The sequence below is a fragment of the Arenibaculum pallidiluteum genome (assembly GCF_017355985.1).
Classification (GTDB): Bacteria; Pseudomonadota; Alphaproteobacteria; order Azospirillales; family Azospirillaceae; genus Arenibaculum; species Arenibaculum pallidiluteum.
In genome coordinates this window covers 43869-57576 of the sequence record NZ_JAFIQU010000014.1, presented here as the reverse complement: position 1 = coordinate 57576, position 13708 = coordinate 43869, and the positions used below count along the sequence as shown (strand labels likewise).

The 13708-nt window shown below is 70.6% G+C and carries 14 protein-coding genes; 6 read left to right on the top strand and 8 right to left on the bottom strand.

Annotated features, from left to right (window positions below):
- Nucleotides 1-14 precede the first annotated feature (14 nt).
- Complete coding sequence (locus JUB13_RS22590) at nucleotides 15-989, top strand: zinc-binding dehydrogenase (protein ID WP_207482915.1); 975 nt, start codon at nucleotides 15-17, stop codon at nucleotides 987-989.
- Nucleotides 990-1037: 48 nt separating this feature from the next.
- Here JUB13_RS22590 and JUB13_RS22585 read toward each other — a convergent pair whose 3' ends face one another.
- The 5 genes from JUB13_RS22585 to JUB13_RS22565 form a co-directional block, all read right to left on the bottom strand.
- A complete protein-coding gene (locus JUB13_RS22585) occupies nucleotides 1038-2054 on the bottom strand; it encodes an ABC transporter substrate-binding protein (RefSeq protein ID WP_207482913.1) in 1017 nt (338 codons plus the stop codon).
- 47 nt (nucleotides 2055-2101) lie between these two features.
- Complete coding sequence (locus tag JUB13_RS22580) at nucleotides 2102-2890, bottom strand: ABC transporter permease (protein WP_207482911.1); 789 nt, start codon at nucleotides 2888-2890, stop codon at nucleotides 2102-2104.
- A gap of 3 nt (nucleotides 2891-2893) precedes the next feature.
- Nucleotides 2894-3742, bottom strand: a complete 849-nt coding sequence (locus JUB13_RS22575; protein WP_236025149.1) for an ABC transporter ATP-binding protein — start codon at nucleotides 3740-3742, stop codon at nucleotides 2894-2896.
- Between the two features lie 245 nt (nucleotides 3743-3987).
- Complete coding sequence (locus JUB13_RS22570; protein WP_207482909.1) at nucleotides 3988-4260, bottom strand: hypothetical protein; 273 nt, start codon at nucleotides 4258-4260, stop codon at nucleotides 3988-3990.
- 131 nt (nucleotides 4261-4391) lie between these two features.
- A complete protein-coding gene (locus tag JUB13_RS22565; RefSeq protein WP_207482907.1) occupies nucleotides 4392-5363 on the bottom strand; it encodes a D-2-hydroxyacid dehydrogenase in 972 nt (323 codons plus the stop codon).
- Nucleotides 5364-5522: 159 nt separating this feature from the next.
- On the opposite strand from JUB13_RS22565, the gene gcvA reads away from it, so the two are divergent.
- The 3 genes from gcvA (at nucleotide 5523) to JUB13_RS22550 (ending at nucleotide 8196) form a co-directional block, all read left to right on the top strand.
- Nucleotides 5523-6425, top strand: coding sequence for a transcriptional regulator GcvA (gcvA, locus tag JUB13_RS22560; protein WP_207482905.1), 903 nt, complete (start codon nucleotides 5523-5525; stop codon nucleotides 6423-6425).
- A 92-nt stretch (nucleotides 6426-6517) separates the two neighbouring features.
- Complete coding sequence (locus JUB13_RS22555; RefSeq protein ID WP_207482903.1) at nucleotides 6518-7003, top strand: RidA family protein; 486 nt, start codon at nucleotides 6518-6520, stop codon at nucleotides 7001-7003.
- Complete coding sequence (locus JUB13_RS22550; RefSeq protein ID WP_207482901.1) at nucleotides 7000-8196, top strand: aminotransferase class V-fold PLP-dependent enzyme; 1197 nt, start codon at nucleotides 7000-7002, stop codon at nucleotides 8194-8196. Before JUB13_RS22555 ends, JUB13_RS22550 begins: the two co-directional genes overlap by 4 nt.
- Before the next feature lie 31 nt (nucleotides 8197-8227).
- Here the strand turns inward: JUB13_RS22550 and JUB13_RS22545 are convergent, their stop codons facing one another.
- Together JUB13_RS22545 and JUB13_RS22540 are read right to left on the bottom strand one after the other, a co-directional pair.
- Nucleotides 8228-9199: a DUF6454 family protein gene (locus JUB13_RS22545; protein WP_207482899.1), complete on the bottom strand. Its 972-nt coding sequence runs from the start codon at nucleotides 9197-9199 to the stop codon at nucleotides 8228-8230.
- A 183-nt stretch (nucleotides 9200-9382) separates the two neighbouring features.
- Nucleotides 9383-10057: a TetR/AcrR family transcriptional regulator gene (locus tag JUB13_RS22540; RefSeq protein ID WP_207482897.1), complete on the bottom strand. Its 675-nt coding sequence runs from the start codon at nucleotides 10055-10057 to the stop codon at nucleotides 9383-9385.
- A gap of 119 nt (nucleotides 10058-10176) precedes the next feature.
- Between JUB13_RS22540 and JUB13_RS22535 the strand changes: the two genes are divergently transcribed.
- Entirely contained in the window at nucleotides 10177-11100 is a 924-nt protein-coding gene (locus JUB13_RS22535) for an alpha/beta hydrolase family protein (protein ID WP_207482895.1), read from the top strand.
- Nucleotides 11101-11112: 12 nt separating this feature from the next.
- Here JUB13_RS22535 and JUB13_RS22530 read toward each other — a convergent pair whose 3' ends face one another.
- Nucleotides 11113-12567: an alkaline phosphatase D family protein gene (locus JUB13_RS22530; RefSeq protein WP_207482893.1), complete on the bottom strand. Its 1455-nt coding sequence runs from the start codon at nucleotides 12565-12567 to the stop codon at nucleotides 11113-11115.
- Nucleotides 12568-12957: 390 nt separating this feature from the next.
- Between JUB13_RS22530 and JUB13_RS22525 the strand changes: the two genes are divergently transcribed.
- Nucleotides 12958-13662, top strand: coding sequence for a DUF2189 domain-containing protein (locus JUB13_RS22525; protein WP_236025148.1), 705 nt, complete (start codon nucleotides 12958-12960; stop codon nucleotides 13660-13662).
- Nucleotides 13663-13708 lie beyond the last annotated feature (46 nt).

Sequence of the window (13708 nt, the reverse complement as noted above, 5' to 3'; positions counted from 1 at the left end):
CTTCCCGAGGAAACATGAAGGCCGCCGTCCTGGGTGAGTCCGGTGTCGAGATCCGCGACGTCCCGCCGCCGTCCCCGAAGCCGAACGAGGTTCTTGTCCGCATCCGGGCCTGCAGTCTGAACCGCGCCGACCTGATCATGGCGAGCGGGCGCATGCACGGCTCGCAGGGTGGGCCCGGCGCCGTGCTCGGCATGGAATGGGCGGGCGAGGTGGTCGAGGTCGGGGCCGAGGTGCCCCCGGGGCTGAAGCCCGGCGACCGGGTCATGGGCTCGGGTGGCGGCGGCTATGCCGAGCTGGCAGCCACCGACTGGGGGCGGGTTCTGCCCGTGCCGGACCCGGCCATGGCGTTCGAGGTCGCGACCACGCTGCCCATCGCGCTCCAGACCATGCACGACGCCCTGGTCACCAATGGCAGGCTGGCTGCCGGCGAGGCCGTGATGATCCAGGGCGCCAGCACGGGCGTCGGGCTGATGGGCCTGCAGATCGCCAGGCTGATGGGCGCCGGCCTGGTCGTCGGAAGCTCGACAAATCCGGACCGGCGTGCCCGGCTCGCGGAGTTCGGGGCGGACCTCGTCGTAGACAGCCGCGATCCCGGATGGCCCGAGCGCGTGCTCCAGGCGACCGGCGGCCGCGGCCTCGACCTGATCGTCGACCAGATCTCGGGCGGTGTCGCCAACGCCAACATGAAGGCCTCGGCCGTCCGCGGGCGCATCGTGAATGTCGGCCGACTCGGCGGCTTCACGGGCGAGTTCGACTTCGACCTGCACGCGCTCAAGCGCATCGCCTATATCGGCGTGACCTTCCGGACCCGCTCGCTCGAGGAGGTCCGCGCCATCACGGCTGCCATGCGCAGGGATCTCTGGCCCGCCCTGGCGGAGGGCAGGCTGCGCCTGCCCGTCGACCGCACCTACCGGCTGGACGAGGCCGCCGAAGCGCTGGCCCGGATGCGGGCCAATGCCCATTTCGGCAAGATCGTGATGACGGTCTGAGACCCCAGTCGGGACCACGGGCCCGGGCCCGTGGTCCCCTGGGTCCGCTCAGCGCTTCTGCGCCTTCTCCACGAAACGCGGATCGAAGGTCTTCGCGGTGTCGAACTGGGCGTTCGCGAATTCCGGCTCCAGCGTCTTCAGCATGCCGACGACGCTCTCCATGCCCGCCTTCTGGACGATCGCGTCGCGGGAATAGCTTTCCTTGGAGCTCTTCACCGCGGCGACGTAAAGGCCTTTGTCGCCGAGATGGTATTCGTCCGGGACGGCTGCCGCGATCTCCTCGGGCGAGGCGGTACGGATCCAGTTCAGCGCCTTCACGAAGGCGTTGACGAGGCGCTGCGTGGTCTCGGGGTTCTTCTCGATGAAGTCGGTCTTGGCATAGACCACGGCGGCCGGGTTGGACCCGCCGAAGAGATCCTTGGTCCCCTGCTCGGTGCGCGTATCGATCAGGGTCACGATGTCCTTGTCGGCCTCGAGCTTCGCAATCACGGGATCCAGGTGCGAGATCACGTCGACCTGGCCCTGCTTCACGGCCGCCACCGCCGAGGCGCCGCCGCCGACGCCGATGATCGAGGCGTCGCTGGGGGCGAGGCCGGCCTTCACCATCGCGTACTGCGCCATCATGGCCGTCGATGAGCCCGGCGCCGTGACGCCGATCTTCAGCCCCTTGAAATCCTTGGCGGACTTGACCTTGTCGGCGAGGTCCTTGCGCACGCCGATCACGATCGCGGGGAAGCGGCCGAGCTCGGCGACGGCGCGGATGTCCTGCCCCTTCTGCTGCATGCGCAGCGTGTGCTCGTAAGCGCCGGTCACCACGTCGACCGAGCCGCCGATCAGCGCCTGGAGGGCCTTGGATCCGCCGCCGAGATCGTTGATCTCGACGTTCAGCCCCTCCTCCTTGAAGAAGCCCTTCCGCTCGGCGATGGTGAGGGGCAGGTAGTAGAGCAGCGGCTTGCCGCCGACCGCGAGGCTGACGTCCTTCTTCTCCTGCGCCTGCACCGGGGCGAGCGCGCCGCCCGCCAGGGCCAGCGTCAGGCCGGCGGCCAGGACCCTCAGAAACCTCATGGCATTCCTCCTCGTGTTCGTTGGTGGTTAAGACGCGCCGGGCCCGTTCAGCCCGCCGCCGTGGCCGGCCTCGGCCGCCAGATCAGGAGCCGGTTCTCGACCTTGGTGACGATCCAGTCGATCAGGATCACGAAGGCCATCAGCACGAACATGCCCGCGAAGACGCCGGTCACGTCGAAGACCCCCTCGGCCTGGTGGATCAGGTAGCCGAGGCCAGCCGAGGACCCGAGATACTCGCCGACCACCGCACCCACCACGGCGAAGCCGACCGAGGTGTGCAGCGACGAGAACATCCAGCTCAGCGCCGAGGGCAGGTAGACGTGCCGCAGAAGCTGGCGCTCGTTCATGCCGAGCATTCGCGCGTTGGCGAGCACCGCCGGGCTCACCTCCTTCACGCCCTGGTAGACGTTGAAGAAGACGATGAAGAAGACCAGCGTGATGCCGAGCGCGACCTTGGACCAGATCCCCAGGCCGAGCCACAGTGCGAAGATCGGGGCGAGGACCACGCGCGGCAGGGCGTTGGCCGCCTTCACGTAGGGGTCGAAGACCGCCGCGAGCATCGGCCTACGGGCGAACCAGAAGCCGATCACCACCCCGCCGACGGAGCCGAGACCGAAGGCCAGCGCCGATTCCAGAAGCGTGATCCCCAGGTGGTACCAGATGGTGCCGCCCGCGAACCATGTGCCGATGCGCGTCACAACGTCGACCGGCGTCGAGAAGAAGAACCGGATGGTCTTGGGATCCCCGAAGAGGCCCGTCGACGAGGCGACGTGCCAGAGCAGGACGATCACGACGGCGACCAGCACCTGGAGGAGGAGAAGGAACGTACGGGACATGGCTCAGCTCCTGTCCCCCTGCCGGTAGCCCTTGAGCACTTCCTCCTTCAGGGCGTGCCAGATCTCCCGGTGGGCCTCGTGGAACTGGGGGTCGAGCTTGATCTCGGCGATGTCGCGCGGCCGCGCCAGCGGTATGCGGTAGTCGCCGATGATCCGGGCCGCTGGGCCGGCCGACATGATCACGACCCGATCGGCCAGGGCGATCGCCTCCTCCAGGTCGTGGGTCACGAACATCACGGCCTTCTTGTCCGTGGACCACAGGCTCAGCAGCAGGTCGCCCATGATCAGGCGCGTCTGCGCGTCCAACGGTCCGAACGGCTCGTCCATGAAGAGGATCTTGGGGTCGCGGATCAGCACCTGCGCGAGGCCGACGCGCTTGCGCTGGCCGCCGGACAGCATGTGCGGGTAGCGCTCGCAGAAGGCGCCCAGCCCGACGCGCCCGAGCCAGTCCCGCGCCCGATCCCGCGCCTCGCGCGCCGGGGTGCCGGCGACCTCCAGCCCGATGGCCACGTTTTCGAGGGCGGTCTTCCAGGGCATCAGCGAATCCTGCTGGAAGAGATAGCCGGCACGCCGGTTCAGGCCCGACAGGGGCTCGCCGAAGATCCGCACGGTGCCCGCCGACGGCTTCAGCAGCCCCGCGGCCGCGTTCAGCAGGGTGGACTTGCCGCAGCCCGTGGGGCCGACGATCGCGACGAACTCGTGCTCCTCCACGGCGAGGTGGACCGTGTCGACGGCCTCGTAGGTCCCGCCGCCGGCAAGATCGAAGGTGATCCGGACCCCGTCCAGCATCACCGCGCGCTCCCGGGCCCCGGGCGCGTCCTGAGACACCAAGGCCAGCCGCACCATCCGCATCACCTCCTCGTCCCGTTCCGCGGCGCGACAGATGCTTCGCCCGCGGGATCGTCAGGGAACTCTACGGTCTCGCGGCCGCAATAGGAACAGCCGAGCTTGCAGCCGCGCCCTTCCGAAACGCATCGAGGCGGTGCAACCCGTGGCTGCACCGCCTCGATGGGGGCCGTCGCTCCTGCGGCGCCGGGCCTGCCGGCCCTTTCCCGGGGCTGCCGGGGAAGGGGCGCGGCGGCGGGCGGAGGCCTCGCTCAATGTGCGTAGGGGCGCAGGAAGTCGGTCCCGGCGACCTGGACCCGGTCCTGGCCGGCGCCGCCCTGGGTCGTGGCGGCGGAGGCAGCGGCCTGCGGGGCGGTGGCCTGCCGGGCCGTGACGGGGGCCTGGACCGCAGTGTCCCGCGCCGCATAGGAGCGCAGCGTGGTCGAGCCGTGGAACAGGTTCTGGCCGGAGGCGATGTCGCTGGCGACGGCGGGGGCGGCGCCCAGCAGGGCGGCGGCGATGAGGGCGGTGGAAAGGGTCTTCATGGCTGGGTTCCTTCTGCGAGAGGCGGCGTGCGCCGCTGATGAAGGAAAGCTAGACCCCATCCTCCTCCCTGCGTAGCCTATCATTCTCGATCGAATCCATCGTTTTTCTAGATGGATCCTCTCGGAACGGCTCAGCACAGGCCGTTGCGCAGCGTCTCCTCCCCGCGACCGAGGCGGTCCAGATTCTCCATCAGGATATCGACGACATTGGTCTCGTAGCGGCGCGTCTCGCCGGCGCTGTGGGGAGTCACGACGACGTTGGGAAGCGTCCAGAACGGGGAACCGGGCGGCAGCGGCTCCTCGTGGAAGCAGTCGAGCCCTGCCCCGGCGAGGCGGCCGTCGCGCAGAGCCTCGACGAGCGCGTCCTCGACCACGACGCGGCCGCGGGCCACGTTCACCAGGAAGGCGCCGGGCTTCAGCGCGCCGAGCTCGCCCGGGCCGATCAGCCCCTCGGTCTCGGGCGTCAGCGGGCATGTCAGCGCCAGGATGTCGGCCTCGGCCAGCACCTCGCGCAGGCGCCCGGGAGGGACGACCGCATCGACGGGGGCCGAGGGATCCGGCCGGCGCCTCACGCCGACGACCCGCATGCCGAAGGCCCGGGCCAGGCCGGCCAGCCGCAGGCCGATGCGGCCGAGGCCCACCACCACCAGCGTCTTGCCATGGATCTCGTCCTCGCGCCGGTCGCGCTCGCCGATCATCGGCCGCCAGCGGCGCGCGGATTGGTGGTCGCGGGCGAGGTGGAGCTGGCGGGACAGCGACAGGATCAGGGCCATGGCATGCTCGGCCACCGCGCGCTCGTTGGCACCCTGCGCGCTGGCCAGGCGGATGCCGGAGCGCGCCAGCAGATCCCTGTCGAACTGGTCCGTGCCGGCGCTGATGGACTGGATGAAGCGGAGCCGGCCCGCCGTCTGGACGAGGTCGTTGCGCCACAGGCCCGAGACGACGAGCACGTCGGCCTCGGCGATCCGGCTGCGCAGCGCATCGAGCGTGCGCACCTCGAAGAAGCGGGCGGGGTGCCGGCGCGCCGCGAATTCCGCGCCGAGCTGGTAGGCCGCATGGGCGAAGCCCACGGTCAAGGTGTCCGCGGGCGGAAGGGCTGGCATGGCGGGCTCCGGTCGTCGTGCAAGGGACGTCGTGCAGGGTCCGCCAGGATGCGGGGCGGGCCAGGGCGGCCGCAAGGAGCCGATGCGCCGCCCGCGCCCGCCACTGCCGACGGCTCCCTTCTTGACGGCGGTCCCGCGGCGCGCGGAAGCTCGCCGGTGATGGACCACCGGACCCGCCGCCCGCTCCCCTCCCTGCCGGCCCTGCGCGCCTTCGAGGCCGCCGCGCGGCACAGGAGCTTCGGACGGGCAGCGGCGGAGCTGCTGGTCACGCAGAGCGCGATCAGCCACCAGATCAGGAAGCTCGAGGCGGAGCTGGGCGTGCCGCTCTTCACCCGGCGCACCCGCGGCGTCGATCTCACCGAGGCGGGGACACGGTACCTGGCGGTGGTTGCCGAGGCCTTCGACCGGATCGCGGGCGAAACGGCGCGCCTGCGAGGGCCGGCCCCGCGGCTGCTGCGGGTCAGCCTGCTCGCCTCCTTTGCGGCTAACTGGCTGGTGTCGCGCCTGCCGCGCTTCAATGCGCTCCACCAGGGGATCACGGTGATCCTGGACCCGGCGATCCGTCCCGTGGACCTGGCGGCCGAGGGGATCGACCTGGCCGTGCGGTACGGCAGGGGCGGCTGGGAGGGCGTGCGCAGCCGTCGGCTGATGGGCGAGCGGATCTGCCCCGTGTGCAGCCCCGCCCTGCTGGAGCGCGGCCCGCCACTGCGCGAGCCCAGGGACGTCCTCGGGCATCCGCTGCTGCTCTCCTATTCGCGCGAGCCCCTGGAATGGCCGGCCTGGTCCCGGTCCGCCGGAGTGGATCTCTCAGGCGCGCGCGAGGTCATGCTGCACGACTACAACATCGTCCTGCAGGCGGCGTTGGAAGGGCAGGGCGTAGCCATGGGGCGGCGCGCGCTGCTTTCCGAGCGGCTGCGCGACGGCAGCCTCGTCGAGCCGTTTCCCGGGACGGCTGTGACGGACGCGACGGCGTACTGGATCCTCCTGCCCGCCGCGGGCGGAACGCCCGAGGCCGAGATCTTCGCGGACTGGCTGGCGGAGGAAGCGGCGTCCCATGCATGAATCCCGTTCACCCCAGGCGTGAAATCTTCGGATTCGTCAGGCTCCGCGCCGGCGCCTAGGCTCCTGCGCACGACGAGCTGGGGAGGGGCATCATGGCGGGGACCATCGCGGAACGGGTGCGGGCGGCCGGATACGTGCTGCCCGAGCCGACGGCGCCGGCGGCGAACTACGTATCGAGCACGCGGGCCGGCAACCTGCTCTTCATCTCGGGGCAGGTCTGCCAGCGCGACGGCAGCCCGGGCCCGCTCGGCCGGGTCGGCGAGGCGCTGTCCGTCGAGGACGGGCGGCAGGCGGCCGCACTCTGCGCCCTGAGCGTCCTGGCCCATGTCTCGGCCGCGGTCGGCGGCGAGGCGGCGCGGGTGCGGAAGATCCTGCGGCTCGGCGTCTTCGTGAGCGCGACGGCGGAGTTCGACCGGCACTCCCAGGTGGCCGACGGCGCGTCCGACCTGATGGTCGCCGTGCTGGGCGAGGCCGGGCGGCACGCCCGGACCGCGGTGGGCGTCGTTTCGCTGCCGCGCGGCGTCGCCGTCGAGGTGGACGCGATCGTCGAGCTGGCCGGCGAGGGTAGCGCGCCATGACGCCCCCGGACATCATGACGCTCGACGACGTCGAGCGGGTCCGCGCGCAAACGCCGGGCTGCGCGACCCTGACGCATTTCAACCATTCGAGCTGCTCGCTGCCCTCGCTGGGCACGTTGCGGGCCGTCACCGAGCATCTCCAGCGCGAGGCTTTCCTCGGCCCGAGCGAGGCCGGGATCGCCGTCGCCGACGCCGTCCAGGAAACGCGCAGGGCCGCGGCCGCACTGCTGAACTGCGATACCGCGGAGATCGCGCTGACGGGCAGCGGTTCCCAGGGCTGGGGCAGCGCCTTCGCGGCCCTGCCGCCGCTGCGGCCCGGCGACCGGATCCTGGTCGGGCGGCACGAATGGGGCGGCAATCTCGCGACGATGCACGCCGCGGCGGACCGCGCCGGCGCCTCTGTCGAGACGATTCCCTGCGCCGAGGACAGTACGGTCTCGCCCGAGGCGCTGGCGGGGATGATCGATTCGCGGGTCCGCCTGATCGCGCTGACCTGGCTTCCCGCCAATGGCGGGCTGATCAACCCGGCAGCCGCCATCGGCGGGATCGCGCGCGCGGCGGGCATCCCCTATTTCGTCGATGCCGGTCAGGCCCTCGGGCAGGTGCCCGCCGATGTCCGCGAGATCGGCTGCGACGTGCTCAAGGGCGCCGGGCGGAAGTACCTGCGCGGGCCCAGGGGAACCGCGCTGCTCTATGTCCGGCGCGGTTTCCTGGACACCCTCCGGCCGGCGTTCCTGGACGTGCTCTCGGCGCCCTGGACCGGGGATGGCCCGGCCCTGCGGGACGATGCGCGCCGGTTCGAGACCAGCGAGAACGCCTTCGCCCTGCAGCTCGGCCTGGGCGCCGCGATCCGCGAATGCCTCGCCCTCGGCGTGCCGACGATCCGGACCCGGATCGACGGCCTTGCGGAACGGCTCCGGGCAGCCCTGGGCGAGGTGCAGGGCGTGACGCTGCGCGATCTCGGGACCGAGCGCTCGGCCATCGTTTCCTTCACCGTCGCGGGCATGGGCGCGCAGGAGGCGCGCCGGCGCCTTGCGGACCGGCGGATCAACCTGGCCGCCATCGGCGCGGGATACACGCCGCTGGACATGCGGGCGCGCGGCCTGTCCGAGGTCGTGCGCGCCTCGGTCAGCTATTTCACGACCGAGGAGGAGATCGACCGCCTGGCAGCCTCGGTCGCGGCGCTCGGCTGAAGGGCGCAGCCGGCGTGCCGGGGCTGGCGCGTCATCTCGTCGCTCCGGTCTCGTAGACGAAGAGATGGCTCCGGTCGTCCTCGGGCATGAAGTAGGCCCGGATTCCGGTGTCCGTCGCCTCGAGCTCGACGGGATTGCGCGACATCGCCGTACCGTTCTCCGTCCACAGCCTGAGCGGCACCTGATGAAGGGGCGATCCCGCGCGGAGATCGACCTGCTCCATGCCACCCAGGGAGAAGGCCGGGGCGCCCGGGGCGGTCCGGTACTCGGCCAGGCCGAAGCACAGGGCCTGGCCGCGGCCGGCATACTGGCAGTCCTGATAATCGACATAGAAGCTCGGGTTCGGCTTCATCAGCTTTTCCGGCGGGACGCCGGCATCGGACACCGAGCGGCCGTCCCCGCCGAGCTTCCAGGTGTAGAACCGCCGCGAGCCCCAGCTGACGCCGTGCAGCGTGCCGTCCTCTGTGTCGTGGACGATCCCGCCGATATGGTCGGGAAAGCGGAACACCTCGACGGCCTCCAGCGTCTGCGGATCGACGCGGTAGACGATCGAGCGCGAGTTTGGACGGTACTCGGCGACCGGCACCCAGAGATGGCGCCCGTCATAGTCGATGCCGCCCGGATGATAGATGTCGCCCTCGCCCAGGGTGATCTGCCCCAGCAGCCTGCCCTCGAGGTCCATCTTGAACAGGTGCCCGGCGCCCTTGCCGGCGCTGCGGTCCATGCCGTCCACCGGCTGCGGGAAGCGCTGGGTGCGCTCGACGATCTCGACGGACGAGACGAACAGCGCGTCCCCGACCTTGGCGAAGCCCTGCGGGTGGTGGGTGGCGAAGGGCACGGGCACGGCGGAGACCCGACGCCACTCGCTGGCGCCGGTCAGGCTCCTGAACCGCTCCGAAAGGACCGCGCCGTCGCCTGCCCGCGCGCCGGGCGGACCGCCCAGCAGCGTGGCCAGGGCCAGCAGTGCGACGCCTGCAATTCCTGCCTTCGCGTGACCTGCCATCTTCCGCTCCTCCGCAGCGCTCCGGGGCTGCCGCGCCCGCCTGGCGACGCGGCCAGACTGGCAAAAGGATGTTACGGTTCGTCGAGTGACGTCGTGCCCTGGCGGGTCGGATACCCCGCCAGGGGGAGCCGCAGCGTGCGCGCATGGTAGGCCCCCGCCCTCGTGCGGAGAAGGCGGTCTGCCTCAGGGAACAGGTCGTTCGTCCCGAACGGCGGACTGCCTGCTCCGCGCCATGGAGGCGCTGTGAAGGAAGGCCCGGCTCATCTCCAGCATTTTCCGGTGGAAGGCGTCGAGCCCGCGCCGGTCGGCATTGTTCTCGATGGCGACGCGGGTCGCCCCTGTCAGCGCGGCGACGAGCGAGAAGGCGACGTCCTCGATATCCTCGAACGCCGCGTCGGGAGCGCTGCCAAGGAGACGGGCGGCGGCCCGGTTCAGACGCCCGAAGGCGGCGGTCACCGGCTCGGACACCTCCAGCTCCGATGACGCGCGGTACAGGGCCTGCGACGCTGCGATATCCCCGCATTTCGCCATGACATAGGCCGAGACGAGCGCATCGGAGGCGGTACCGAGAGGCTTGCCCATCGTGCGGGCGCAGCTCTCCTCGACGGCCGCCGCCACCCGGTCCAGGTAGTGGCTGACGACCGCGTGGAGCAGAGCCTCCTTGTTCGGAAAGTACTGGTACATCGTCCCGACGGATACGCCGGCCCTCTCGGCGACGCGCGTCGTGGTCAGCCGCGCGAAGCCCAGCTGAAGCAGAACCTGAATGGTCGCCTCGAAAATGGCGCGGACCGTCGCCTCGGACCGTGCCTGGCGGGGGATTTTCCGGGGGTTTAGCTGCCGCGGCCGCCGGGCAGTCATATGCGAATCCACAAGATGAAGGCCACTTCACATATTAGGGGCGCGGCTCCGCCGTCCATACTGATCATTGGAAACATGTGCGCCGAGGCGCTCGCCAGCAGACTCGGAAAGGGAAAGCCGTGGAACCCGATAAGATCACCGAAACACTGAGGGCCATCGCCAGGGGGTTCAAGTCCTGGCCCGGTGCGCCGATCCTGCATCGGCCCGATGAGCTGGGGCTCGACTATGAGGATGTATTCTTTCCATCCGAAGACGGCGTGCCCCTCGAGGGCTGGTTCATCCCCCGCGCGAACTCCGACAGGATCGTCATTGCGAACCATCCCCGCTGGTTCAACCGTGCCGGACTGCCGTCCCACCTCGAGCCGTGGCGGTCCTTGACCGGCTCCACAGGGAATGACTTCGAGGTCAATTTCGTTCCGGACTACAGGATCCTGCATGACGCCGGCTACAACGTCCTGGCGTATGACATGCGCAACTTCGGGCACAGCGGGAAAGCCAATGATGGCGTCTTCTCGGTCGGGCGCTACGAGTCCCGCGATGTCATCGGCTCGCTGGACTATGTCCGTCGCCGGAAGGATACGGCCGGCATGAAGATCGGCCTCTTCAGCCGCTGCGCAGGGGGAAACGCCACGTTCTTCGCGATGACCCGGCGACCCGAGGCGTTCGACGGCGTCCGCTGCCTCGTGTCGCCGCAGCCGCTGTCGAGCGGCGTGGCGCTCGCGCGCGGTCTCGAACGGCTCGGCATACCCCTCAGCTACATGGACCAGTTGAACGAGCTGATCCGTCAGGAGACCAGCTTCACCATCGATCAGTTCTCGCCGGTGCCATGGGCGAAGAGCGTCATGGTCCCGAGCTTCCTCTACCAGGTCAGGGACGACGTCTATACACGGCCAAGCGACCTCCAGGCCGTGTATGACAACATCCCCGTTGCCGACAAGAAGCTGCACTGGATCGAGGGCACGACGCGCCGGTGGGACGGCTACACCTATTTCCAGCGCGAACCCGGGCCGATGCTCGAGTGGTTCGCACGCTTCATGGCGTGAGCCGGCCTTCCGTCAGGAGCTGGGGCGCTCCAGCGCCTCGCGGCGCAGGCAGGCGGTCGCGTCGCGTCCGTGCCACGTCGCCGCCAGCGCACCGTCGGCGGCGATCTCGATCTCCAGCCAGTTGCGGGTCCGCAGGAAGCGGCGGCCCAGGCCGGGCATGGGCAGCAGCCGTGCCGAAAGGCCAGCGGCCGCGCGCAGCGGGCGGGCCGCAATGCGCTCCAGGACGGCGACGACATGGGCGGGCGGCGGCGGATGGACGATCCCCGATGAGGTGAGCTGGTGGATCTCGGCCATGCCGTCGGTCACCAGCCCCAGGGAGCCCAGGTGGATCTCGCCCGAGAGCGAGGTCACGGTCACGCCCTGCCCGGCCGAGAAGGCCAGCAGCCGGCGCAGCAGGCGGACCCACTCGTCCCGGTGGGCGAGGCTCGGCCACTGGTCTATCAGGTCGTCCTGCCACTCCTGGTGCCCGGGCACCAGGGCGAAGATCCACTCCAGCAAGTCCAGCTGCACGTTCACCAGGGGAACGCTGGAGAGGAACAGGACGTGGTGGCAGCCGGACAGGCCCGCAAGCCCCGTCTCGAGGGCCTTCCAGCCCGCCTCGCCCATGACGCGGCCGCGGTTCCGCTCCGAGCGCAGATCCGGAGCCAGGATGCCGACGCGCCCGGCCTGGAAGGCCCAGGCGAAGTGCCGGCCAGCGGGATCGGAGAAGCCCGCGGGCAAGGCCTCGGGCCGGGCGGCGAGCTGGAACAGGGCGAAGTGCTCCCGCGCGGCCGACCACAACCCCCGGAAGACCGGGCTCTGCTGCCAGTCGTCGTCGTAGCTGCCCCAGCCGTCCACGATGTCGTGGTCGTCCCACATCATCAGCGACGGAATGGATGCGAGGACCGGCGCCAGCTCCGGCTGAGCCCACAGGCGGCAGTAGCTCTCGAAGTAGAAGTCGCGCGCCGCCTCGTCCATGTCGGGCGTGAAGGGGGTGGACAGGTGCGGCCCCGCGGGCCGGCGCCGCCATTGCGCGAAGACGGGGGTTCGCCACAGCGCGTCGGCATAGAGCTGGTCGCCGCCCTGGAGCAGCAGATGGAAGGGCGCGCGCTGGTGCGCGGCGGCCAGGTGCAGCCAGCGCTCGTTGCGCTCCCGGCCGGATCCCCAGGCGCCGTCGCCCTCGGTGCCGTTGCAGGCGGTATAGGCCAGATGCAGGGAGCCCCCGGCGGGCGTGTGGACGTCCCAGCGCCCCTCCCCGATGGAATAGGCGTGGGGGCCCGGTCCATCCGCCGGGACCGCGAAGTCGTACCGGTACACGGTGGCGCCGCGCCATGCGGACAGGCGCACGGGATCCACCGTTCCGGCCGCGGTCCGAAGGGGCGGCGGCACGGCCCGGTCCACCACCAGGGCGGACAGGCGCCATGCCCCGGCCTCGGCACCCCGGAAGAACAGCACGGGTCCCATGACCATCATCGATCCCGTTGCCACGCCGCGGCGCCCCTCGCGTTCTGCCCTGCCAACAGGGCGAACACCGCGGGTCCATGCCGGTTCCTGACGCCGGTCCCTGCGAGAAGCACCACCCCGAATTGCGCGATCCCATGGACCGCATCGGGATTATCATCGCGGGTCTTGACGGGTCGCGGCATGTCGTGACCGGCGTCGGATCGGGCGTCCTGCCACGGCTGGCCTGCGTCCCTCGAACCAGGTTCGGGAGGAAGGACGATGATCATCCGTCATCCCATCGCATGGGGAATGGATCGGTACCGGAGCCGATCGCGCGCGGCCGCTTCGGGGCGCCACGCCGCCCATGGGCGGGCACGGGCCGGTTCCGCCCCCGCGATCCGCAGGATCGGGATCGGGGACCTTCGAGAGGCGCTTATGAAGGGCATCGAGGATTTCGGCGCCTATCGCACAGACGTGATCTTCGTCTGCCTGATCTATCCGGCCGCGGGCCTCCTCCTGGCCGGTATTTTCGGCGGCGACCTTCTGCAGATCCTCTTCCCGCTGGTCTCCGGATTCGCGCTGATCGGCCCCTTCGCGGCCTTCGGGCTCTACGAGATGAGCCGGCGGCGCGAGCAGGGCCTGCCGGTCTCCTGGATCGACGCCCTCGCGGTGCTGGTCTCGCCACGGTCCGGGGCGATCCTCACCCTCGGGCTCGTCCTGATGGCGATCTTCCTGGCTTGGCTCTTCGCCGCCCAGCTTCTCTATCTGGCGACGCTCGGGCCGGAGCCGCCGGCTTCGATCGGGGCGCTGCTGCATGCGGTGCTCACGACGGGCCCGGGGCTGGTCCTGCTCTTCGCCGGCATCGGGATCGGGTTCCTCTTCGCCGTGCTGGTCTTGACGATCAGCGTCGTCTCCTTCCCGCTCCTCCTGGACCGGCCGGTGGGCGTCACCACCGCCATCCGGACCTCGGTGCGTGCCGTGGCGGCGAACCCGGACACCATGGCGGCCTGGGGCCTGATCGTCGCGGCCGCCCTTGCCATCGGGTCGCTGCCGCTGCTGGTCGGCCTGATCGTGGTGATGCCGGTGCTCGGCCATGCGACCTGGCACCTCTATCGCCGGGTCGTCGCGCCCGGGCCCTGAGCGCCAGCCCTGCCGGGCTGCGGGCGACGGCGACGAAAGCCCCGCG

What these genes read in the sequence shown, in the direction of transcription:
- JUB13_RS22590 (WP_207482915.1), top strand. Translation starts at nt 15, where the DNA reads ATGAAGGCCGCCGTCCTGGGTGAGTCCGGTGTCGAGATCCGCGACGTC.
- JUB13_RS22585 (WP_207482913.1), bottom strand. Translation starts at nt 2,054, where the DNA reads ATGAGGTTTCTGAGGGTCCTGGCCGCCGGCCTGACGCTGGCCCTGGCG.
- JUB13_RS22580 (WP_207482911.1), bottom strand. Translation starts at nt 2,890, where the DNA reads ATGTCCCGTACGTTCCTTCTCCTCCTCCAGGTGCTGGTCGCCGTCGTG.
- JUB13_RS22575 (WP_236025149.1), bottom strand. Translation starts at nt 3,742, where the DNA reads ATGCGGATGGTGCGGCTGGCCTTGGTGTCTCAGGACGCGCCCGGGGCC.
- JUB13_RS22570 (WP_207482909.1), bottom strand. Translation starts at nt 4,260, where the DNA reads ATGAAGACCCTTTCCACCGCCCTCATCGCCGCCGCCCTGCTGGGCGCC.
- JUB13_RS22565 (WP_207482907.1), bottom strand. Translation starts at nt 5,363, where the DNA reads ATGCCAGCCCTTCCGCCCGCGGACACCTTGACCGTGGGCTTCGCCCAT.
- gcvA (WP_207482905.1), top strand. Translation starts at nt 5,523, where the DNA reads ATGGACCACCGGACCCGCCGCCCGCTCCCCTCCCTGCCGGCCCTGCGC.
- JUB13_RS22555 (WP_207482903.1), top strand. Translation starts at nt 6,518, where the DNA reads ATGGCGGGGACCATCGCGGAACGGGTGCGGGCGGCCGGATACGTGCTG.
- JUB13_RS22550 (WP_207482901.1), top strand. Translation starts at nt 7,000, where the DNA reads ATGACGCCCCCGGACATCATGACGCTCGACGACGTCGAGCGGGTCCGC.
- JUB13_RS22545 (WP_207482899.1), bottom strand. Translation starts at nt 9,199, where the DNA reads ATGGCAGGTCACGCGAAGGCAGGAATTGCAGGCGTCGCACTGCTGGCC.
- JUB13_RS22540 (WP_207482897.1), bottom strand. Translation starts at nt 10,057, where the DNA reads ATGACTGCCCGGCGGCCGCGGCAGCTAAACCCCCGGAAAATCCCCCGC.
- JUB13_RS22525 (WP_236025148.1), top strand. Translation starts at nt 12,958, where the DNA reads ATGAAGGGCATCGAGGATTTCGGCGCCTATCGCACAGACGTGATCTTC.